A 20869-nucleotide genomic window follows, 5' to 3' on the forward strand; every position below is an offset into this window, starting at 1 on the left:
CGATGTCGCAGATGCCTCAGCAGGCCGCACTGCCGAAGTGCCCGAGCTGCGCGGAGCCCGTCGAGCGGGGTGACCTGTTCTGCGGAGCGTGCGGGTACGACCTCTCGGTGGTCCCCGCTCCCCCGCAGGACCGGCCGACCCCCACCATGACCGGTCCCGGCGCGCCCGGCGACGGCGTGGACTGGCCGGCCCCCGAACCGCCGGGCTCCGCCGGGACCGCGCCCGGGGTGCACCTGCCGGCCGACCTGCCCGGCACCGACTCGGGCGGCACACCGCTGTCCGGGCACGAGTCCGACGCCGAGCGGTCCACCGGCCCCGGGGTGCGGCTGGACCGGCCGGCGGAGCCCGAGGAGTACCCGCTCCAGGCACCGGACCCACGGCTGTCCCCCGGTCCCGGCGCCCCGGCAGGTACGGCGACGGTGTGCGTGGCCTGCCGGACGGGCCGGGTGGACAGCGACGGCTACTGCGAGAACTGCGGACACGCCCAGCCCCGCGAACGCGACCACGTGGAGCGGGAGTCGGGTCCGGTCGCCGCCGTCAGCGACCGCGGGCTGCGCCATCACCGCAACGAGGACGCCTTCGCCGTCGGCCACACCACGCTGCCGGACGGCACCCCGGCGGCGCTGGCGGTCGTCTGTGACGGCGTGTCGTCCGCGACCCGTCCCGACGACGCGTCCCTGGCCGCCTCCAATGCGGCCGGTGACATCCTGCTGGCCGCGTTGGAGCGCGGCACCCACCCGCAGCAGGCGATGCACGAGGCGATCGTCGCCGCCGCGCAGGCGGTCGACGCGCTCGCCGACGAGCCCGCCACGGCCCGCGAGCAGGCCCCGCACCAGAACGCGCCGGCCTGCACGATCGTCGGTGCGGTGGTCACCTCGGGGCTGCTGGTCGTCGGCTGGGTCGGCGACAGCCGGGCCTACTGGGTGCCCGCCGACCGCGGCGCGCCGCCCGCCCGGCTGACCGAGGACGACTCCTGGGCCGCGCAGATGGTCGCCGCCGGCCTGATGAGCGAGGCCGAGGCGTACGCCGACCAGCGCGCCCACGCGATCACCGGCTGGCTCGGCGCGGACGCCTACGAACTGGACCCGCACACCGCGTCGTTCAAACCGGACCGGCCCGGCACCGTGGTGGTGTGCACCGACGGACTGTGGAACTACGCCGAGTCGGCGGAGGAGTTGTCCGAGGTCGTGCCGGCGGACGCGGCGGACCGTCCGCTGCACAGCGCCCAGGTGCTGGTCGGTCACGCCCTGGACGGCGGGGGCCACGACAACGTAACAGTGGCCGTGCTGCCGTTCCCGGCGCCGCGCCAGGGGGCAGGATCGGCCTGAGGCCGGAACGGGGAGGCCTCGACGGACCGGAGGGGACCGGTCCGCTCAGTTGCGTGGCCTCGCTTCCGCGGGGTGTCCGAGGGGGATGTGAACCAGCATGGCCAGTTTCGCGAAGCCGAACGCGCCGCAGTTCTCGGTGGACGTGTACCAGAACGAGTACCTGCCCGAGGGCGGCAGCGAGGTCAACGCCGTCGTCACGGTGACGGCGACCGGCGGCGGCACCGTCGGCGGCGCCGGCACCGCGCCCGCCGCATCCGGCCACGCACCGGGGCGGGAGCCGTCCGCCGCCGTGGCGGTCATGGTCGACTGCTCGGGTTCCATGGACCACCCGCCGGCCAAGATGCGCAACGCGCGGGACGCCACGGCCGCCGCGATCGACACCCTGCGCGACGGCACGCACTTCGCGGTGATCGGCGGCACCCACGTCGCCGAGGAGGTCTACCCGGGCGGCGGACGCCTCGCCGTCGCCGACTCCGTCACCCGCGAGCAGGCCAAACAGGCGCTGCGCCGGCTGAGCGCGGGCGGCGGTACGGCCATCGGCACCTGGCTGCGGCTCGCCGACCGGCTGCTGTCCTCGGTGGACGTCACCATCCGGCACGGCATCCTGCTCACCGACGGCCGCAACGAGCACGAGCCGGCGGACGACCTGCGGGCCACGCTGGAGGCGTGCGCCGGACGGTTCACCTGTGACGCGCGGGGCGTGGGCACCGACTGGGAAGTGAAAGACGTCACAGGCATCGCCTCCGCGCTGCTCGGCACCGCCGACATCGTCGCCGACCCGGCCGGCCTGGCCGCCGACTTCACGCGGATGATGGAGACGGCGATGGGCAAGGAGGTCGCCGACGTCGCCCTGCGGGTGTGGACGCCGGTCGGCACGGCCATCCGGTTCGTCAAGCAAGTCGCGCCCGCCGTGGAGGACTTGACCGACCGCCGCACCGAGGCCGGGCCGCGCGCCGGGGACTACCCCACCGGGTCCTGGGGCGAGGAGTCCCGCGACTACCACGTGTGCGTCGCGGTCCCGCCGGCCGGGATCGGACAGGAGATGCTCGCCGCACGGGTCTCCCTGGTCGTCCCACAACCGGACGGAACGGTACAGAATCTCGGCGCGCAAGGGCTCGTACGGGCCGTGTGGACGGACGACATGACGGCCTCCACCTCGATCAACCCCCAAGTCGCCCACTACACCGGGCAGGCCGAACTGGCACAGGTCATCCAGAAGGGCCTCGACCTTCGCAAAGCGGGCGATTTCGACGGAGCAACGGCCAAACTGGGGCGCGCGGTTCAGCTGGCGAGCGCCTCGGGGAACGCGGATACTGCGAAACTGCTTGCGAAGGTGGTGGACGTGGTCGACGCCGCGACAGGTACTGTGCGGTTGAGGACGAGGGTCGCGGAGGCGGACGAGATGACTCTGGAGACCCGGTCCACCAAGACCGTCCGTGTGAAGAAGTGACTCCTGGAAGCGATTGCAGCGATCCAGACGGACCCTCAGGAGAAGGGGAAGCACCGACATGCCGACCTGCCCGAACGGACACCAGTCGGGTTCCGACGACTGGTGCGAGGTCTGCGGTCACCGCATGGCCGGTGCCGTACCTCCGCCCCCTCCGCCGCCGCCCGGCGGTGGCTACGGCTTCCCGCCGCCCGCCGGCCCGGGCGGTCCCGGCGGCCGGACCGGCGCCGGACGCCCGCACGCGTCCGCCGGGTCCGCACCGGAGCCGGAACTGTGCCCGCAGTGCCGTACGCCCCGCGAGGGCGGCGCGCCGTTCTGCGAGGAGTGCCGGTGGAACTTCCTGACCAACACGGCGACCTCCTACACCCCGGCCGCCCCGCGCTCGCCGCAGCCCCGGTTCCAGCCGCCGAGCGCGACGTACGGCGGCGGTGACGGATACGAGTACCAGGGCTCCCGGCCCTCGCAGATGAACCGGCCCGCCGAGCCGATCCCGTCCTTCACCAGCGAGCCGTCGGGTCCGACGCCGTTCGCCGGCGAACGGCGCCCCGCCGGCCCGCCGACCGCTCCCGGCCCCACGGGCGCACCCCCCTTCGCCCCCGGCAACCAGCGCCGCCCCGGCCCCCCGCCGCCCTTCCCCGGCACCCCGGGCCGGCCCGGCCGGTCCGCCTTCGGCGGCGGCCAGGACCAGGGTCAGGGTCAGGGCCCCCAGGGCCCCGGTGGCCCGTCCGGCTTCGGCGGCGGTCAGGGGCAGGGTCCCGGCGGCCCCTCGGGGTACGGCGGAAGCCAGGGGCAGGGCCAGGGTCAGGGTCAGGGTTTCGGTGGACACTCCGGCTTCGGCGGCGGTCAGGGTCAGGGGCAGGACCCCCAGAGCCCCGGCTTCGGCGGCGGTCAGAGCCACGGCCAGGGTCAGGGTCAGGGCCCCCAGGGACCTGGCGGTCCGTCCGGCTTCGGCGGCGGTCAGGGTCAGGGTCCCGGCGGTGCCCCGCAGGCGTTCCAGCAGGGAGGTGCCCCGGCTGCGCCCGCGTTCCCGCGCGAGGGCGGCCGGACCCGGCCCGGTGACGACGACTGGGTACTCCCCCCGCCGTCGGCCTCCGACCCGTCCGGACCCGGCCAGGGCCCCGGCGGCCAGGGCGGCGGTTACGGCTACCCGCAGCCCGGCGCCGGCCAGGCTCCCCAGGGCCCCGGCGGCTTCCCCCAGGCCCCGCACGGCCGGCACGGCCAGCACGCGCAGCAGTCGGCCACCTGGACCGCGACCATAGGCCCGGACCGCGAGTACTTCATGGCGATGATGCAGCGCTCCGGCCCCGAGGCCGCGGGCCTGAACCTGCCCGCGTACTCGCCGGAGCAGCAGCGCACGCTCACCGGCAACCAGGTCACCATCGGCCGCCGCCGGCACTCCACCGGCGACACCCCCGACATCGACCTGTCGGTGCCGCCGGAGGACCCGGGCGTCTCGCATCAGCACGCCGTGCTGGTGCAGCAGCCGGACGGCGGCTGGGCCGTCGTGGACCAGAACTCGACGAACGGCACCACGGTCAACATGTCGGAGGAGCCGATCCAGCCGTTCGTGCCGGTCCCGCTCCAGGACGGCGACCGGGTGCACGTGGGCGCCTGGACGTCGATCACCGTCCGCCGGGGCTGAGGGAGATCACGGCAGGGGCCAGAGGTACGGCCCCTCCGGGTCGTCCAGCCACGCCCAGGCACGCCCGCCGCCGACCGTGACGCCGTACCGTCCGCGGTCCGGGCCGCCCTCGCGCTCCCACAGCGCGTACGCCTCCCGCGGATCGAGGGTCCCCCGGGTCAGCCCGAGCAGGAAGCGGAACGGCTCCTGCGCGCGGGCCCGGCCCGGCAGCCCGGCGAGGGACACGTCCTCGGGTTCCGCCCGGCCCTCGCCGCGCAGCGGTACGAAGAAGGCGGCCGTGGGCAGGAAGCGGCCCTCGGCGTGTCCCGGGCCGTGCACCGTGAGGGCCAGCAGGCCGGTGGCCAGCGGGGTGAGCACGCGGGCGCCGGGGCGGCACTGGGCGAGCCAGGCGCGCGGGACGGTCGGCAGCTCGCAGGTGGCGATGATCCGGTCGAAGGGGGCGCGCTCGGCTACCCCGCGAGCGCCGTCGCCGGTCACCACCACCGGGTGGTAGCCGGCCGCCGCGAGGTGCTGCCGGGCCGACTCGGTGATCTCCGGCTCCAGGTCGATCGTGGTGACGAGGCCGTCGTCGCCGAGCCGGTGGGCGAGCAGGGCCGCGTTGTAGCCGGTGCCGGCGCCCACTTCCAGGACCCGGTCACCGTCCCTGACACACAGCGCGACCAGCATCTGCGCCATCAGCGAAGGCTGGCTGCTGGAGGAGAGCAGCTCGCCGTCGCGCAGCCGGGTGGCGAGCGGCACGTCCGCGTAGGCGCCGTGCACCCAGCGTCTGCGGGCCTGCCGGTCGCTGCTCTCGCCCCAGCGGCGCTCGTAACCGCCCGGTCCGACGACGTAGTAGTACGGCACGAACAGGTGCCGGGGCACCTCCGCGAACGCCTCCCGCCACACCGGGTCCCCGGCCCAGGCCCCGTCGGCGTCGATCTCCCGCACCAGCGCGGCCCGCGCCGCGGCGGCGAGTTCCTCGGTCTCCGTGTCGTAGGCGCCCATGTCTCCACACTAGGGGCGCGGCGGCCGGTCCTGAGCCCGAAGTCCTGGGTCACCGCGTCTGAGACGATGGACGGGTACTGCAATTCCCGGGGACGTCCCCGGACCCCCGGCCGAACAAGCCCAGGGGCGGACCGGCACACAGATGTGAGGCAACCCAACGTGACCGAGATTCGGCGCGGCACGCTTCAGGAGCAGACCTTCTACGAGCAGGTCGGCGGCGAGGACACCTTCCGCCGGCTCGTCCACCGTTTCTACGAGGGAGTCGCCGGGGACCCGGTCCTGCGGCCGATGTACCCGGAGGAGGACCTCGGTCCGGCCGAGGAACGGCTGGTCCTGTTCCTGATGCAGTACTGGGGCGGCCCCACGACGTACAGCGAGAACCGCGGCCACCCCCGGCTGCGGATGCGGCACGCCCCGTTCACCGTGGACCGGGCGGCGCACGACGCCTGGCTGCGGCACATGCGGACGGCCGTCGACGAGCTGGGCCTGTCCGAGGAGCACGAGCGGACGCTGTGGAACTACCTGACGTACGCCGCCGCGTCGATGGTGAACACCCCCGACTGACCGCACCGGCCCCGGCCCCGGCCCGGCTCAGTGCCGGAGGCCGACGGCCGTACGACGCGGAGGTGAGCCGTACGGGAAACCCGTTACGGGAAGCCCCTACCGAAGGCCCCGCGCACGGCTCCTCAGCGCACGCTGAGCCCGAGGGATTCCCGTCCGGCCTGCCGGACGGCGACGGACCCGTAGGGGGTGCGCAGCCGCAGCCACGCCCCCGAGGAGAACAACCCGGTGTCCTCGTGCTCGGTCCCCGGCCGCAGGAAGCCGAGGGACTGGGCCGCGTGCACGGCGCGTACGGGCAGCCGGGTGCCGTCGATCCGCCGGGACCAGATGTCCCGCCCGATCCGGTCCAGCTCCGCGCGGGTACGCCCCTGCGGCCCCAGTTCTTCGGTACGCGAGCGGAATTCGGCCACCGCGGCGGCGACCGTGGCGCGCAGCGCGTCCGGCGCGGGCAGTCCTGGCTCGGGCTGCCAGCCGGACCGCGGCGGCAGCACACCGGCCCACGGCGGTCCCGTGACGGCGCCCGGGACGGCGGCGGTGGCCGCCCGCTCGTCCACGGACTCCAGGAGCTCACCGGCGGACACCGTCACGTCGAGAGCGACGTCGAGCCCGTGCTCGTACGGCTTGGCCAGCCTCACCGCGCGGACCGCCAGCACCTCGAAGGACGGCGGCCGGCCGAAGACGGCGAGCGCCGTGCCGGCCGCCTGGAGCCGCACCGCCGCTCCACGGTCGTAGCGGAGCAGCCGGGAGAGGAAGGCGGCGAGGTCCGCGGCCTCCGTCTCGTCGGCCAGGTGGAGGACCGTCATGCGGCGACGGCCTCCCCCTCGGTCTCGGGGTCCTCGGCCGCGTCCATGTACTCCCGGAGGAACTCGCGCTCCTCCGCGGTGATCCGCCGCGGACGCTGAGCGTCGAAGTCGAACGGGACGATGACCGTCGAGGCCCGTACGTACACCAGGTCACCGTCCTTCACCTCGTAGGAGAGGGTGAAGGACGCGGCCCGGATCTCGGTGATCCACAGCTCGATGTCCACCGGCTCGTGCCGGTGGACGAGCTGCCGTTTGTAGTCGATCTCATGGCGCGCCACCACGGACCCCTGCTTGAAGTCCTTGTCCGGGCGGAACAGGAAGTCGATCCGCGCCTCCTCCAGGTAGCGGAGGAAGACCACGTTGTTGACGTGGCCGTACGCGTCCATGTCCGCCCAGCGCAGCGGGCAGCGGTAGATGTGGCGCAAGACCGATCAGCCCCGGGTCAGCTTCTTGTAGGTGGCACGGTGCGGACGCGCGGCGTCCGCGCCGAGCCGCTCGACCTTGTTCTTCTCGTACGACTCGAAGTTGCCCTCGAACCAGAACCACTTCGACTCACCCTCGTAGGCGAGGATGTGCGTGGCGACCCGGTCCAGGAACCACCGGTCGTGGGAGACGACCACGGCCGCGCCCGGGAACTCGAGCAGCGCGTTCTCCAGGGAGGACAGGGTCTCCACGTCGAGGTCGTTGGTCGGCTCGTCGAGGAGCAGCAGGTTGCCGCCCTGCTTGAGGGTGAGCGCGAGGTTGAGACGGTTGCGCTCACCGCCGGAGAGCACACCGGCCGGCTTCTGCTGGTCCGGCCCCTTGAAGCCGAAGGCGGAGACGTAGGCCCGCGAGGGCATCTCGACGTGTCCGACGTTGATGTAGTCGAGCTCGTCGGACACGACGGCCCACAGCGACTTCTTCGGGTCGATGTTCTCGCGGCTCTGGTCGACGTAGGAGATCTTGACGGTCTCGCCGACCTTGATGCTGCCGGAGTCGGGCTGCTCGAAGCCCTGGATCATCTTGAAGAGCGTCGTCTTGCCGGCGCCGTTCGGCCCGATGACCCCGACGATCCCGTTACGCGGCAGCGTGAAGGAGAGGTCGTCGATGAGGACCTTGTCCCCGAAGGCCTTGCTGAGGTTGTTGACCTCGACGACGACACTGCCGAGGCGCGGCCCCGGCGGGATCTGGATCTCCTCGAAGTCCAGCTTCCGCATCTTGTCGGCCTCGGCGGCCATCTCCTCGTAGCGAGCGAGACGCGCCTTGGACTTGGCCTGCCGCCCCTTGGCGTTGGAGCGCACCCACTCGAGTTCTTCCTTGAGGCGCTTGGCGCGCTTGGCGTCCTTCTGCCCCTCGACCTTGAGACGGGTCTGCTTGGTCTCGAGGTACTTGGAGTAGTTGCCCTCGTAGCCGTGCAGACGGCCGCGGTCGACCTCGCAGATCCAGCCGGCGACGTTGTCCAGGAAGTACCGGTCGTGGGTGACGGCGACGACGGTACCCGGGTACTTGGCGAGGTGCTGCTCCAGCCAGTTCACCGACTCGGCGTCGAGGTGGTTGGTGGGCTCGTCGAGGAGCAGCAGGTCGGGCTGCTCCAGCAGCAGCTTGCACAGCGCGACGCGGCGCCTCTCACCACCGGAGAGAGTGGTGACCGGCCAGTCGCCGGGCGGGCAGCCCAGCGCGTCCATGGCCTGCTCCAGCTGGGCGTCGAGGTCCCAGGCGTTGGCGTGGTCCAGCTCCTCCTGGAGCTTGCCCATCTCGTCGAGGAGCGCGTCGGAGTAGTCGGTCGCCATCAGCTCGGCGATCTCGTTGAACCGGTCGAGCTTGCCCTTGACCTCGGCGACACCCTCCTGGACGTTCTCCAGGACGTTCTTCTCCTCGTTGAGCGGAGGCTCCTGGAGCAGGATGCCGACGGTGTAGCCGGGCGACAGGAACGCGTCACCGTTCGACGGCTGCTCGAGGCCCGCCATGATCTTCAGCACGGTCGACTTACCGGCACCGTTCGGGCCGACGACGCCGATCTTCGCCCCCGGCAGGAAGCTGAGGGTGACGTCGTCGAGGATCACCTTGTCGCCGTGCGCTTTGCGCGCCTTGCGCATGGTGTAAATGAACTCAGCCAAGAGAAACCGTCCGGCAGCTTGAAACTGGCAGTGGGCAGATACACCCCATCTTGCCTGACCGCCACCCCTGGGGGGAAACCCGTCCGGGCGGGCGACGCTGACCTGGGGGTTCGCTGTTGGCGGCTCGAGCTCGTCTGTCACTGTCGGTCGCTGTTGAGTGCTCTCGGGCGCCCTCGCACGGCCCAGGGACGGCCCAGGAAGCAGAGTCTCCGCCGACACCGCGCCGGGCTATCGTGCCGCTGTGACCAGCGCAGCGGAGCGCCCCATCCTCTTCCTCGACGTCGACGGACCACTCATCCCCTTCGGGGCGTCGTACAGCTCCTCGACGTCTTTCGATCAGGGCAACCCGCTACTTGATCGACTAGACCCCGGCATCGGATCGCGTCTCCTCGCCCTGGCCTGCCGTCTCGTGTGGGCCACGACGTGGATGGAAGATGCGAACGCGGCCGTCGCCCCGCGTCTGGGACTGCCGAAGCTGCCCGTGGTGGAGTGGCCGGATGCCAGCGCCGACGAAGGACCCCGCGGTCTGCACTGGAAAACTCGCCCCTTGGTCGAGTGGGCCGACGGTCGGCCGTTCATCTGGGTCGACGACGAAATCAGCGCCATGGATCGCTTGTGGGTCGATGCCCAACATCCTGGACCGTCGCTGCTTCATCGCGTCGATCCGGCTCAAGGACTCGTAGACGCCGACTTCTCGGCGCTCGGCGATTGGCTCGCTACTGAGGGCGCCGACTAACGGTTGATCGGGATCTCGTAGACGATCTCGCAGTGCGCGGCGGGCACCAGGATGTCGGCCGTCTCCACGGGCCGCCCCTGGTCGCTGTAGTAGGTCCGCCGAATGTGCGTGACGAGCGCAGCTTTCTGGATACCGAGTATCGACGCCTCCTCGGCGGTCGCCTGCCTCGGCTCGGGCTGCTCCACGGCGTGGCTGACCGTGACGCCGATCGCGGCCATGCGATTCACGACGCCCGCCCCTGCGTGCGGCCCTCCCTCGGGGAGGACGACGAGGGTGCCGGCGGTGAGGTCGTACGGCTCCCAGCTCGTGGACAACTGCACCGGCCTGCCGTCGGCCAGGAACTCGTACGTCGTCCGGACACACAGGTCACCCTCGGGGATGCCGAGCCGCGCCGCGATGTCCGCCGGCGCCGGGACCTTGGCATCGGTCCGGCTCTCCCAATCGCCTTGCTTGCCCAGGGCCTTCATATCCGTGCGGAACGGCGATCCGCTGGGCTGCTCCCGGGCCGACGACCGGACGACCCGGACCCGCTTCCGGGGCTCGGCGACGTACGTGCCCGACCCGGCGCGGCCTTCCAGCACACCCTGGGAGATCAGCAGCTCCTGCGCGCGGCGGACGACGTTCTCGCCCACGCCGCACTCCTGGCCGATCTGAGCGCGGGAGGGCAGACGGTCCCCCGGCTCCCATACGTGCTCCGCGATCCGTCGCCGGAGTTCGTCGGCGATGCGGAGATAGGGCGGCTGCTCAGGCATATGGAAAATCTAGTCCACTAGCTCTAATCTAGTTAACTAGCTTCACTGAAAGTGATCGCCGGTTACGGAGGCTGCCCTGTGCCCGCTTCGGGAGTTAGCGCGGCGGCCATCGCTGCCCGGCTGTCCGCCGTCGGGCTCCCCGCGCGAGTGGAGGAGCACGACCGGTACGCATCGGTCGAAGCGGAAGTGCCGGACTCGCTCTCCGCCGACTTATGGCGGGAGGCCCTGGAAGCGGTGGCGGAAGCCGATCGATTCGGTCTCGTCGCCACCGGCTTGAACGGCCGCACCCTCTGGGCGGTCGTACGCAAAGCGGTCCCCACGACGGGCGATGTCGGGGGACCTGCCATCAGCGATAGGAGCTGAGTAGCGTGCTCAACCGTATCCGCCGTGCCGTCTCACTCACCAGAGCGCGGTACGCCCCCAAGGGCAGGCATCGCCGCCCCTTAGCACCCTTCCGGTCATCGGCCGCGCCCGCCTTTCCTGCGTCCGCTGACACGTCGACGGTCATCCTGGGCCCGGCTCCCGACAGTTCGAACCACCGACACCCGATCAGCGGCGAGGAAAACGCCCTCGTCCGCCCGTACGTGCTGGCCTGGGAGAGACGAGTGCGGCCACGCCCGGTGGTCGTCGCTTCCCATCTGCCGGCTGAAGCTTGGTCGGCCTTGGCGGGTGTCCGTTGATGCCTTCCCGCCGACAGCCTCACATCGAGGACACCGCGGCCGCCTCCTACCGATCGACCGCATGCCGGATCGGTACGCACCCCGCCTGCGCGGAGTCATCCCCCGCCCCGGCACCGGTCGACCTGCCGGTTGTCTACGAGACGTGCGACTGCCCGTGCCACTCGCCGTTCGTCCCCTCAGCACCCGCGGAGGTGAAGCGGTGAGCCCCCTTGTACCCGGCGGCGCGCTGGCATCCAACGTCGAGGTCACCGCGGCCACTGTTCGGTACGGCGACATCATCCAGGTCGGCGGCCGGGCATGCCGTGTGGGCAACCTCTTCCAATTGCCCAACGGGGCCAAGCAACTGCTCTTCGAGTCGGGAGAGCTGCTGACCATACACGCGCGTACCCGGCTCACTGCCGTTCGCGTGCTGAGAAGGCGGTGACCCGCTCCGTGCCTTCACGCCATCACGACATCGCCGACGATCTCCGGCAGCAGATCACGACCGGTCGCATGAAGCCGGGTGAACGTCTTCCGTCCGAGGCCGACCTCGCTGACCGATACAAGGTCAGCACGGTGACACTACGAAGCGCCCTAGCGGTCCTCCAGGGCGAAGGCCTGGTCGAGAAGATGCACGGGAAAGGCAACTTCGTCCGCCGCCGGCCGCGCAAGATCGTGTACGTCGGCGGATGGGGGACGCTGGACCCGTGGACCGCTGCTGAAGCGGCCCTGCGTGTCGCCGTGCGCACCACCACGGTTCCGGCGGACAGCCACCTGGCGACGTTGCTCAAGGTGCCGACAGGCAGTCCACTCGCTGAGTTCTTCTGCGTCAGCCACGAGGAAGAGTCACCGCGCGGACTGGCCCGCATGTACATCCCGCGCGACCTGGTCCCGGCCGGAGTACTGGACGACGAACACTCCTGGCAGGAGACCGCCCTTCGACTCGCGGTTTTGGGCTCGCCGCCGGCAACCGTCCGGGAGACGGTATGCGCCCGCCCGCCAACACCGGACGAAGCATCGGCCCTCCGGACCAGCTCCTCCAAGACAGTCCTCGCGATCACACGCGTCGCGACCGACACCGCCGGGCGAGTCGTCGAAGCCGCCCTACTGGCGTTCCCTGGGGATCGCGTCGACGCGGTCTTCACCACCCATCACGTGACCGATGAGAGGCAGACGCAAGGATGACGGCACCGAACGAACTACGACTCCTCCCGTGGTCGGGGTCGGAAGGCAAGCCCTGCTACCTGAACACCGACGACAAGGGCGGCTACATGTCCCGCCTGGCGGACAACATCGAAGCGGTACAACTGGGAACGGCTGCCGAGCTGCTGGAGCATGCCTCGGACACCCTCGACGACCACGACCAGGGCCCGGAGGACCTGCGCCGATTGGCCAAGGAACTGACCGGGGCCTTGCGAGACGTACTCCGCGTTGCAACCAACCGCGGTCGCCTCCTGGCAGGAAGCGACCCTCATCCGCCCTAAGACCGTGTCCTATGTGGTGAGGGCTCGTTGAGTCACGTATGGGGCGGGGTACGTGGAGTTGGATTGTTCCGGACGGGCTGTGGGAGATCGCGAAGCCGCTGATCCCACCGTCGAAGGTGCGGCCGCAGGGCGGAGGAACGCAGAACACCCCTGATGAGACGCTGTTCGCGGCGAACATAACGTGCTGGTCAGCGGCTGTGCATGGCGCCAACTGCCGCCTTGCTTCGGTATATCGAAGTCGACTGCCCACCGCCGGTTCATGATCTGGTCGAGAGCCGGCGTCTGGGGGCGGCTGCACGAGGCCGTGCTGCACCGGCTCGACGACGCCGGCCTCATCGACGTCACCCGCGTCGTCCTGGACACCGCCCACGTCCGCGCTAAAAAGGGGGCGAACACACAGGTCCAAGCCCCGTGGACCGGGGCAAGCCGGGTTCCAAGATGCACGTCCTGTCGGACGCGAACGGACTGCCCCTCCTCGTTGGCGTCTCGGCCGGCAACACCCATGACAGCGAAGGGCTGAAGCCCATGGTCGAGGGTCACCAAACGAGACACGACCCCCACCGCGGCCGCCACTTCAAGCCCCAGCGCCTCCACGCGGACAAAGCCTACGACCGCACTGACCTGCGGAAATGGTTACGTGGCAAACGCATCGGAGTACGGATCGCGCGCAAAGGCATCGAGTCCAGCGAACGATTGGGCCGCCGCCGCTGGGTCATCGAGCGGACGATGTCCTGGCTGTCCGGCTACCGACGCTTGAGCCCCCGCTATGAGCGCGATCCCCGCAACTACCTGGCCTTTCTCGGCCTCGCCGCAGCCCTCTGCTGCTACAAACGGCTCATCCGCCTCACCACATAGGACACGGTCTAAAGGGGCCGGCGCCCTTGGCGTCTGCAACCTGCTCGGTGCGGGCCTAACTTGCCAGTCTACTGATCAACGCTTCCGCTGACCAGCGGGACTGAGGAAGCCCACGGCTCCGACAAGCTCGGATGCCGTGGGCTTCTGCCGTTGTTAGTCAACGTCGGGTGGCCCAGGGACGGCCCAGCCCGATGGCTCATTCGGGTGCAGAGAGATCAATATAGATCGGATCGTTTATTCCAGTCACCTGAATGGGCTGATCCAGGGTGCGCGAATTGACCCTATGGGGAATCATTGCATCGAAGCTTGCCTGTGGATGTGCGATCGGACATGAGATGACTAATGGTGGGGATCACGGCGCTAGACCAAGACGCCCCTCGGATGCAAGGGTTACGTGGCTAATCCTTTGCCTGCTCCTCATCGGGGCTGCTGCATGTTTCGCCCTGGAGCACACCGCGGCACGGGAAGCGGGATTCGCACATGAACTAATTCACGCAATCGGAGAAGCGTTCATTGTGGCGTTTCTTCTTGGTCTTTGCGGAGACTTCTACCTCAAGAAAAAACTTGGCGAAGAATCCGTCAAGCGAGGCGTGCAAACTGCACTAGGCGAGACATTGGGCTTTCTTGAGCCGGGCCAACCTCAAGCACTTCGTGCCGCCGTTCTGCGGTTCGCGAATCGCGATGTATACATCCGACAGGCGCTCTGGCGCATTAAGTTTGAGTGGGCTAATGACGAACAGACAGTCATGAAGCTGCTTATCTCACTTAAGCTTACGGGTGTGAGTCTCGCGCATGATGGCTACTTGCCGAAACGTAGACTCTGGTCCTTGGCGTCTGTCCGCGGGTATAATACTGTCTATCTGAGTTACGCCCTTCAATGCCCAAACGCGAGCATCAATATCGTAGAGGAGCAAGCCGCTCTAATACCGTTCCTTGCCGAGGAGGCTGGAAAGTTGAAGCTCAACCAAGAGGCTCTTCTTGGTGAGCGACTCTCCGAGAATCAGAAAATTCCATTCGCTGAGTCTTTCGCCCACAACAGGGCAGCTTGTATGTATCAAAGCGCAGTCAGCTGGGTCCCTCTAGTACACAGTGACTTCGCCATGAATTTCAAGATTGAGCTAGAAGGTTCGGCACTCCCTACTCTCTCCGTGTCCGTCTTCCACCCAAGAACTGAGACAGCGGAGCAGGATTGGACCTACTTGGGAGGCGAATCTGCGGTTACTTCCAAGGAGTGGCAGTTTGTGACACCAGGGCAAGTAACCATTGTTAGTTGGCTCCCTAAAGACTATCGCGCAGTCGAGTTTCGCCCCGAAAGTCCCAATGGGCACACCGAGGAGACAAAAACTGCGGATTCCAATCCAGCTGAGGAAAGCAGCGACCTGTGATGTCTGATTTGTAAGGGCGGACGTGATCGGCAGCGAGAAACGCCGAGTTCACTCCGTCTGTAGCGCCCGCCCGGCTCAGCGAACCATCTCGACTGCGGCGCCGTCGTTGACCGCATGATGTGGCACGGCTAGGTGTATTGCCCTGTGAGGTTGGGGACGCGGCTGGCGGGTGGCTGGCCTTTCAGCGCGGTGTGTCCGCGGTGGTGATTGTAGGTGTGCGGCCAGCCGGGGAACGCCTCGCGGCGTTCTGTCTCCGAGCGGTAGGGGCGGGTTCGCTTGTGGGCGATCCCGGCCGCTACCAGCCGGTCTCGCCAGTCGCGTGAGCGGTAGCAGGAGCCGTTGTCGGTCAGGACCCGCTCGACGATGATCCCGCACTCGGTGAAGAAGGCGTGGGCCCGCTGCCAGAACCCGGTGGCGGTCTCCTTCTTCTCATCGCCGGGGATCTCGCTGTAGGCCAGACGGGAGTGGTCGTCGATGGCGGTGTGCAGGTAGCTGTAGCCGGCGTTAGCGCGGGTTTTGCGGCCCGCTTGGCGGCCGAGGACTTTGTGGCCGCCGCCGTCGGGGATGTTGCCGAGCTTTTTGATGTCGACGTGGACCAGTTCGCCGGGGCGGTCGCGTTCGTAGCGGCGTATGACGCGGCCGGTGGCCCGGTCAAGGTGTGTGAGCCGGGCCAGGCCGTAGCGGGTCAGCACCCGGTGCACGGTGGAGGGCACGAGCCGCAGCAGGTGTGCGATGCGGGCCGGTCCCCAGCGGCGCAGGATGCGGACCTTGATGATCCGCCGTTCGGTGCCGGTCGGAATGCGGCGGGGGCTGGTGTGCGGCCGGGAGGACAGATCGCTCATCCCGGCCTCGCCCTGGGCGCGGTAACGGTCGGCCCACCGCTGGGCCGTGGTCGGTGAGACCTGGAAACGTTCGGCGGCCCGGCGAAGAGTCCAGCCGTCCTCGACGACACAGCGAGCCCGACAACGGAAGCACCCGGCCGCGAAAGCCGGGCGTCCTGGGATGAGACAGGCACAAGCCGCTTCCCGCCTCCCCTGCCACCCCACCTGACCAGCAAGAATCAACCCGCATCTCCACCAGCACGAGCCCCACAACCCGGCAATCCGAAAATGTGGATACGCGAGCATTTCAGGTGAAGACGACCTCTTAAAGGTCGCTTAGCGCCTCGTACAGGTCGCCGCAGGTGGTCCAGCAGTCGATGCTGCCGTCGTCGTACAGGCTGCCCATGTACCAGTCGTCGCCATCCACAGGCTTCAGGAGACACAAGCTGTGGAACCCGAGGACGATCTCTGGGCATTGCATCTCGTGGGCCTCGGTGACGCTGACCCACTGCACTGGTCGGTCGGGAGCAAGGGCGACAGCCTCTCGGACTCCCGAGACATCGCGGATCTTCTGAAGAGTCCATCCCCGGGGTAGTCGCGCGTCGGCCATCTACGGATGATCTCACTCGCCGGTGCAGATCACCGCTTCAGGAGACAACTCCTAGTTCCGTTGAACCGTTTCCCTCTGAGCGCGACTCCGTCTAGGCTTCCACGCCTGATCACAAGGGGGAACAGTGACGACAGTGATGGATCCAGGTGACGACGAGAACGTCTCGGTCACGGGCGGCATCACCTGGGGGCAGCTTGAAGGTCTCAGGCCCCCCTCCGCCTTGCTCCGCCAGCGCTCTGGCAGCCAAAAGCTGCGCAACATTTGGCTACTTGTCACCTTCGGGCTTTTCCTGTTGATGATCTTGCTCCTGCTCCTCGCGGACGTCATCGCAAGAAACACGAAGTCCACCCCGGGCAGGCACCAAGAGGTACTCAAAGGCTCCGACCTCACGATCATCGAAGTGTCGATCGGCGCAGGTGCGCTGGGCATCCTCGCGTTCGGAATCCCATGGCTCGCTACGCGACGTAAGTACATGAAGAACCGGAACGTGGAGTTCGAGGAAAGACTAAAGGCGGAGAAGGCGTACTACCGCCAGAGGCTTGAGAACCTCAAGAAAGCCACCGAACTGGCCACCTTGATGGATCTCAATCAAGGGCAGATCAAGACCTACCACGACATCGTCACCGACCAGGCGGACAAGTCCTTCAAGTCCTCCCGCATCGCGATGGGTATCGGCATGCTCCTCCTAGTAGCTGCCGCTGTCGGAGGCGCCTTCGTGCCCCTGGAACAAGTCCGCTGGTTCATCGGCGCGCTTGCTGCCTTCAGCACGCTCCTGTCCGGCTATCTGAGCCGCACCTACTTGTCCCTGTACAAAGAGTCGATCGGCCAGCTGAACCGCTACTTCGACCAGCCGGTGTTGAACAGCTACTACCTGACCGCCGAGCGCCTCACAGAGGGTCTCGGGGAGCAGCACCAGGACGAGATAAGGATGCAGGTTATCCGCGAGGTTCTTAGTAACGGCGCCCGGATGGGTGGCAAGGCGGAGTCGGACAAGGAGCGGACCCCGGAGCCTCGGTCGAAGAAGCGGACGCCGAAACGGCATACCAGCTCCGTGAACGGCACCCCGCAGGCGTAACGGGATAGGAAATGTGCGCATAGGAGTTCCGCGTCTTGTTCTCCCGCTCGGCGCCACTCTCGTCGTACTCGGTTCGGAGTTGCGCCAGGAAGGCGCACAGGGCTTTCGCTATTGGGGGATCCGATCCTGGGGTGTCAGCGGATGGGGCATGGAGAAGCTCCGCCCAAGGGCTGTCCCGTAAATGATCCCTGGGTCACCTCAGGCGTGTAGGGCCACCGTGTGGCACTCTCGTTTATCCGGCGAGGGCGAGGTTGTGCATCCGAGCGATGCCGCGCATGGCGTGGTGGACTCCGTCGCCTTTGAAACGGCAGTCACGGAGGGTCTTCCAGGTCTTCATTTTCGGGCGAAGACGTGCTCGACTCGGGCGCGGACCTGCTTGTGGGATTTGTTGTGCGCTTGTTTCCAGTCGGGCAAATCTTCGCCCTTGCGTAGACGATGGGGCATGACGAGTCCCGTGCCGGGATAGCCACCGTCGGCGATTGTGAGTGTCCTGCCGACGGCGGCCTTGGCGCCGGATTCCTCCCACGCCTTGCAGTCATTGCGGTTCCCGGGCAGCGGTCGGCCGACCACGACGACGAGCCGGGTGCCGGCGTCGATGACGACTTGGTGGTTGGTGGAGTATCCGGTAGTTCTTCGACTGCACGGCGATGGTGTGGTCGCGAGTGGGCACCAGGGTGCCGTCCACGATGAGCACGGTGTCCTTGGCGAACCGCTTGCGGGGCTGGAGCGCGAGCATCGGTCCGAGATGGTCGATCACACGGGCCGCCGCATATTTCGACACCCCCAAAAGCGGCGCGAGCTGGCGGAACGTCAGGTGGTGCGCCCGTACGCCGCGATCAGCAGCGCCCGGTCCTCCAGGGGCAGGCCCCACGGCCGACCCTTGCGGACCGCGTAAGCACCCTCGCGCCGCAGCGCGGTCACCAGCTTCCCGAAGGCGCGCGGGCTCAGCCCGGTGAACGGGGCTATCCAGGACGGCTCCGACGCCGTGATCACGCCAGCCACGCCGGGATCATCGCAGCGTGGCGTGCCCCGCCAGCGGGCTTCCCCGCCTCAGCGGACCTCGTGGACCACCTGGATCTCGCCGACAATGTGGGCGTTGAAGTCGTCCAGCTCCTCGGCCGGAACCCAGAGTTCGAGGATCGTCTGCCCGCCGGCCTGCTGGACGGGATACCTGCTCAAGAAGGCGGACTCGACCTCGAAACGGGTGACGAAGCCGGCGCCGTCGTGCTTCGCGTTCCAGTCCCGCGCGATCCTGACGGCGTAGTCCTCGTTGAGGACCGGGTAGAAGATCGGCTGCTCGGGCAGCCGGGGCGGCCAGGCACGCCAGTTCAGCTCCCGGACCAGGTCCAGCTCCTTGGGGCCGGTGGGGCGCCACAGGGTCGTAGTTGCTTGCTGGCTGGTCATCCGCATCGCTCTGTGAACGCAGGCGCGCCGGTACGGCGGGTCGGGAGTCCGGACGATACCGGCACCGCGAACTCAGCAGCTACGCAGTTTCCGCACCCTGGTCAGCTCCCTGACCAGCAGTTACGGGACAGCCCTTAGGACGGCCCCGGGAGGGCGCTCGTGTGTGAGCACCGCTTTACAAGTTCGGTCCTGCCCCTACGCGGCCGCGATCCAGCACGTGCCCATGTGCCATCGTTGGGTGCTGACCGTCGCGGCTGTTCGTGGTCGTTGATGTCAGCGTTGGATGTCAGCGGCAGCTCACTGTCAAGTCGCTGGCTCCTTCCCAGCTCTTGCCGCCGATTCGTCTCGTCGACGCTTGGCGTCGTGCCACAGTGTGCCCATGCGCGCATTCATCAAAGGGATAGGTAGCCTCGCTGTCCTTGCTGCCCTGCTGTTCGGCGCGGTGGAGGGCATAGCCTTCTTGGCGAGATACTTGGGGCGCCAAGTTTTCCATGGCGTGAACCCTACGGTTGCTGCGGCAGCGGTAACGGCGATGGCAACGGTTCTCGTAACCGTTGCCACGTTGGTTATTGGACGCTACCTCGAACGCCGGAAATCTGTCGAGGCAGAGATTCGAGCCAGTAAGATCCCCGTCTACACCAGGCTCGTAAGTGGACTCATGAGGACGATCATGAACCCCGACTCTTCGAGCGGAGATGAGGTGGCACAATTCCTACGGGAAATCGCGCCAGATCTCATTACGTGGGCTTCCGACGATGTTCTGCTTGCCTGGTCAAAATTCAAGCGGGAAGCCCAAGTTCTCGAAGCCGAGGATACGATATTTAGCTTCGAAGAACTCTTGTCCGCAATTCGCCGAGATTTCGGGCACAGCGGCAGGCAGGTGAAGGAGGGTGACCTCCTTGCTCTCTTCATCAATGACATCGACGAACAGTTGACCCGGCGGCGCGCCCGGAGAGGCGCCGTGTGAGCACTCTGAGCTGGTATTGGGCAGCGGTTGCACGCAATACGCTTTCCAAGTCTGCTGGCGGTCTGGCTGGCCCGATGCCGGGGCGTTCACCTGGGTTCATGGCCGTCCGGCCGTTCGACGAGAGCTGACGGCCGAACTCTCCTGAACGTCGGCGTCCGTCCCTGAACGAGACGGAAACTGAGACGGACAGCCTGGGTCTTGCGTTGGTTGTCGTTGAGCACCCTTCGACGGCCCAGAGACGGCCCAGTCCGGTCATGAGCCACGGCGCCTGGTACAAGCCCGGTGCCTGACCGATGGTCAGGCACCGAAGAAGTGAAGGGCTAGGTGTCTGGCTTGCGGCCTGGGCCTGCCTATTCCAGGTCAAACATCATCTGCTGCTGTCCCCGCTCTTCAAGCCAATCGATCATCTCTCGACAGCTGCGAACATAAGTGCGAGCTGCCTCAGGAGTCACGACGTAGCGATGACCATGGGTGACTCTGTTGCGCACTTCGCTTAGCTCGATGATCGACGCTCTGATGTCGGAGGGCAGGTTTAGTCGCTCGGCTAGGCGCCTGACTGGCCACCGAAGCCGTGATGCCGGTAATTCTTGCTCTTCAAGTCGCCGCAGCTGAGCCTCTACCCCTAAGAAGGCTGCAACGACTGCGGCGTTTGAGTGCGTCTCTGCGAGGGTCAGGAGAGGGTCGTCGTCTGGAGCCACCCTGTGGAAGTGCACGAACGAGCCCTGCGGCCGGCCACTGGAATCTGCCCCAGGTGGCACCGCGGGTTGTACCCCGTGGTCGACTACGGGCGGCAACTCAGATTGGTCGGGGCCTCCGAGGTGATTGTTTAGTACTGCCACCTCTGCATCTGCGCTGGCAGCGATGACCTCGTTGGAGAACTCGGCATCAACACCTGGGGCGCTCAGCATCCGGACTCTGCGTATGAGGTCTTTGAGCTGGCTTCGGAAGCCGTAGACGATCACCACCGTCACAGCTGGCCAGATGATGACCTTGAGGTAGTCGAGCACTAAGCGAGCAATGTCCACAGGCGCATGATGCCGCATGGCAACCCCAGGGCGACCTGCACTTTGGGTACGCGGTCGGCGTAGCGGCTTTGGGCTGGAGCTGCTTTGGCGCGAGTGATCATGGCCCCGTAAGCTTCCGGCGCGTCGGGCAGTCTGTGGACCTGCCCGGTAAAGCACGACGTTGGGGCCATGATCTTCGAGGCTCGCGCCAAAGTGGCTGCCTAAAGCCGTGGAGTCGACCGCCCCAACCATGACG

At 67.8% G+C, this 20869-nt stretch carries 21 protein-coding genes and 2 pseudogenes; 13 read left to right on the plus strand and 10 right to left on the minus strand.

From position 1 onward, the window contains the following. The first annotated feature begins 2 nt into the window (after nucleotides 1–2). The 3 genes from ABZ117_RS01765 to ABZ117_RS01775 all read left to right on the plus strand — a co-directional run bounded on the left by ABZ117_RS01765 (nucleotide 3) and on the right by ABZ117_RS01775 (nucleotide 4417). A complete protein-coding gene (locus tag ABZ117_RS01765) occupies nucleotides 3–1328 on the plus strand; it encodes a protein phosphatase 2C domain-containing protein (protein WP_356816376.1) in 1326 nt (441 codons plus the stop codon). A 97-nt stretch (nucleotides 1329–1425) separates the two neighbouring features. Then, entirely contained in the window at nucleotides 1426–2778 is a 1353-nt protein-coding gene (locus tag ABZ117_RS01770) for a VWA domain-containing protein (protein WP_356816377.1), read from the plus strand. A gap of 58 nt (nucleotides 2779–2836) precedes the next feature. Further along, entirely contained in the window at nucleotides 2837–4417 is a 1581-nt protein-coding gene (locus ABZ117_RS01775; RefSeq protein ID WP_356816378.1) for an FHA domain-containing protein, read from the plus strand. 6 nt (nucleotides 4418–4423) lie between these two features. Here ABZ117_RS01775 and ABZ117_RS01780 read toward each other — a convergent pair whose 3' ends face one another. Further along, nucleotides 4424–5401 carry a methyltransferase domain-containing protein gene (locus ABZ117_RS01780; protein WP_356816379.1) on the minus strand — a complete coding sequence of 326 codons (978 nt, stop codon included), beginning with the start codon at nucleotides 5399–5401 and terminating at the stop codon, nucleotides 4424–4426. Between the two features lie 159 nt (nucleotides 5402–5560). On the opposite strand from ABZ117_RS01780, the gene ABZ117_RS01785 reads away from it, so the two are divergent. Then, complete coding sequence (locus ABZ117_RS01785; RefSeq protein ID WP_356816380.1) at nucleotides 5561–5965, plus strand: globin; 405 nt, start codon at nucleotides 5561–5563, stop codon at nucleotides 5963–5965. A 122-nt stretch (nucleotides 5966–6087) separates the two neighbouring features. Here the strand turns inward: ABZ117_RS01785 and ABZ117_RS01790 are convergent, their stop codons facing one another. Genes ABZ117_RS01790 through ettA form a run of 3 tightly spaced genes read right to left on the minus strand, consistent with a single transcriptional unit; the run spans nucleotide 6088 to nucleotide 8861 of the window. Further along, nucleotides 6088–6765: a hypothetical protein gene (locus ABZ117_RS01790; protein WP_356816381.1), complete on the minus strand. Its 678-nt coding sequence runs from the start codon at nucleotides 6763–6765 to the stop codon at nucleotides 6088–6090. Continuing rightward, nucleotides 6762–7190, minus strand: a complete 429-nt coding sequence (locus ABZ117_RS01795; protein WP_356816382.1) for a thioesterase family protein — start codon at nucleotides 7188–7190, stop codon at nucleotides 6762–6764. Before ABZ117_RS01795 ends, ABZ117_RS01790 begins: the two co-directional genes overlap by 4 nt. 6 nt (nucleotides 7191–7196) lie before the next feature. Then, nucleotides 7197–8861, minus strand: coding sequence for an energy-dependent translational throttle protein EttA (gene ettA, locus ABZ117_RS01800; RefSeq protein WP_356816383.1), 1665 nt, complete (start codon nucleotides 8859–8861; stop codon nucleotides 7197–7199). Nucleotides 8862–9102: 241 nt separating this feature from the next. Between ettA and ABZ117_RS01805 the strand changes: the two genes are divergently transcribed. Next, the gene (locus tag ABZ117_RS01805; protein WP_356816384.1) at nucleotides 9103–9597 is read left to right on the plus strand and encodes an HAD domain-containing protein; all 495 of its coding nucleotides are present in this window, start codon (nucleotides 9103–9105) and stop codon (nucleotides 9595–9597) included. Here ABZ117_RS01805 and ABZ117_RS01810 read toward each other — a convergent pair. Then, complete coding sequence (locus ABZ117_RS01810) at nucleotides 9594–10349, minus strand: GntR family transcriptional regulator (protein ID WP_356816385.1); 756 nt, start codon at nucleotides 10347–10349, stop codon at nucleotides 9594–9596. The genes ABZ117_RS01805 and ABZ117_RS01810 overlap by 4 nt on opposite strands. 78 nt (nucleotides 10350–10427) lie before the next feature. On the opposite strand from ABZ117_RS01810, the gene ABZ117_RS01815 reads away from it, so the two are divergent. From ABZ117_RS01815 to ABZ117_RS01840, 6 genes and pseudogenes are all read left to right on the plus strand, one after another. Continuing rightward, the gene (locus ABZ117_RS01815; RefSeq protein ID WP_356816386.1) at nucleotides 10428–10712 is read left to right on the plus strand and encodes a hypothetical protein; all 285 of its coding nucleotides are present in this window, start codon (nucleotides 10428–10430) and stop codon (nucleotides 10710–10712) included. 516 nt (nucleotides 10713–11228) lie between these two features. Beyond that, entirely contained in the window at nucleotides 11229–11453 is a 225-nt protein-coding gene (locus ABZ117_RS01820) for a hypothetical protein (protein ID WP_356816387.1), read from the plus strand. After that, nucleotides 11450–12193, plus strand: a complete 744-nt coding sequence (locus ABZ117_RS01825) for a GntR family transcriptional regulator (protein WP_356816388.1) — start codon at nucleotides 11450–11452, stop codon at nucleotides 12191–12193. Before ABZ117_RS01820 ends, ABZ117_RS01825 begins: the two co-directional genes overlap by 4 nt. Further along, complete coding sequence (locus tag ABZ117_RS01830; protein ID WP_356816389.1) at nucleotides 12190–12492, plus strand: hypothetical protein; 303 nt, start codon at nucleotides 12190–12192, stop codon at nucleotides 12490–12492. The genes ABZ117_RS01825 and ABZ117_RS01830 overlap by 4 nt, the downstream gene beginning before the upstream one ends. A 38-nt stretch (nucleotides 12493–12530) precedes the next feature. Further along, nucleotides 12531–13347 (plus strand): annotated as a pseudogene (locus ABZ117_RS01835) (IS5 family transposase). Between the two features lie 515 nt (nucleotides 13348–13862). Further along, nucleotides 13863–14732: a hypothetical protein gene (locus tag ABZ117_RS01840; protein WP_356816390.1), complete on the plus strand. Its 870-nt coding sequence runs from the start codon at nucleotides 13863–13865 to the stop codon at nucleotides 14730–14732. 128 nt (nucleotides 14733–14860) lie between these two features. Here ABZ117_RS01840 and ABZ117_RS01845 read toward each other — a convergent pair whose 3' ends face one another. Beyond that, nucleotides 14861–15736, minus strand: coding sequence for an IS481 family transposase (locus ABZ117_RS01845; RefSeq protein ID WP_356816638.1), 876 nt, complete (start codon nucleotides 15734–15736; stop codon nucleotides 14861–14863). Between the two features lie 142 nt (nucleotides 15737–15878). Then, complete coding sequence (locus ABZ117_RS01850; RefSeq protein WP_356816391.1) at nucleotides 15879–16163, minus strand: hypothetical protein; 285 nt, start codon at nucleotides 16161–16163, stop codon at nucleotides 15879–15881. A gap of 124 nt (nucleotides 16164–16287) precedes the next feature. Between ABZ117_RS01850 and ABZ117_RS01855 the strand changes: the two genes are divergently transcribed. After that, entirely contained in the window at nucleotides 16288–17238 is a 951-nt protein-coding gene (locus ABZ117_RS01855; protein ID WP_356816392.1) for a hypothetical protein, read from the plus strand. A gap of 232 nt (nucleotides 17239–17470) precedes the next feature. On the opposite strand, the pseudogene ABZ117_RS01860 reads toward ABZ117_RS01855, so the two are convergent. After that, nucleotides 17471–18240, minus strand: a pseudogene (locus tag ABZ117_RS01860) (transposase). A gap of 48 nt (nucleotides 18241–18288) precedes the next feature. Continuing rightward, nucleotides 18289–18642, minus strand: coding sequence for a hypothetical protein (locus tag ABZ117_RS01865; protein WP_356816393.1), 354 nt, complete (start codon nucleotides 18640–18642; stop codon nucleotides 18289–18291). 379 nt (nucleotides 18643–19021) lie between these two features. On the opposite strand from ABZ117_RS01865, the gene ABZ117_RS01870 reads away from it, so the two are divergent. After that, nucleotides 19022–19609: a hypothetical protein gene (locus ABZ117_RS01870; RefSeq protein ID WP_356816394.1), complete on the plus strand. Its 588-nt coding sequence runs from the start codon at nucleotides 19022–19024 to the stop codon at nucleotides 19607–19609. Between the two features lie 350 nt (nucleotides 19610–19959). On the opposite strand, the gene ABZ117_RS01875 is transcribed toward ABZ117_RS01870, so the two are convergent. Further along, nucleotides 19960–20634 (minus strand): hypothetical protein, encoded by a 675-nt coding sequence (locus ABZ117_RS01875; protein ID WP_356816395.1) that lies wholly within the window; start codon nucleotides 20632–20634, stop codon nucleotides 19960–19962. Between the last annotated feature and the right edge of the window lie 235 nt (nucleotides 20635–20869).

The organism is Streptomyces sp. NPDC006309 (assembly GCF_040613095.1).
GTDB lineage: Bacteria > Actinomycetota > Actinomycetes > Streptomycetales > Streptomycetaceae > Streptomyces.

Coding starts and splice junctions, on each gene's coding strand:
- ABZ117_RS01765 (WP_356816376.1), top strand. CDS start 3: ATGTCGCAGATGCCTCAGCAGGCCGCACTGCCGAAGTGCCCGAGCTGC.
- ABZ117_RS01770 (WP_356816377.1), top strand. CDS start 1,426: ATGGCCAGTTTCGCGAAGCCGAACGCGCCGCAGTTCTCGGTGGACGTG.
- ABZ117_RS01775 (WP_356816378.1), top strand. CDS start 2,837: ATGCCGACCTGCCCGAACGGACACCAGTCGGGTTCCGACGACTGGTGC.
- ABZ117_RS01780 (WP_356816379.1), bottom strand. CDS start 5,401: ATGGGCGCCTACGACACGGAGACCGAGGAACTCGCCGCCGCGGCGCGG.
- ABZ117_RS01790 (WP_356816381.1), bottom strand. CDS start 6,765: ATGACGGTCCTCCACCTGGCCGACGAGACGGAGGCCGCGGACCTCGCC.
- ABZ117_RS01810 (WP_356816385.1), bottom strand. CDS start 10,349: ATGCCTGAGCAGCCGCCCTATCTCCGCATCGCCGACGAACTCCGGCGA.
- ABZ117_RS01830 (WP_356816389.1), top strand. CDS start 12,190: ATGACGGCACCGAACGAACTACGACTCCTCCCGTGGTCGGGGTCGGAA.
- ABZ117_RS01850 (WP_356816391.1), bottom strand. CDS start 16,163: ATGGCCGACGCGCGACTACCCCGGGGATGGACTCTTCAGAAGATCCGC.
- ABZ117_RS01865 (WP_356816393.1), bottom strand. CDS start 18,642: ATGACCAGCCAGCAAGCAACTACGACCCTGTGGCGCCCCACCGGCCCC.
- ABZ117_RS01870 (WP_356816394.1), top strand. CDS start 19,022: ATGCGCGCATTCATCAAAGGGATAGGTAGCCTCGCTGTCCTTGCTGCC.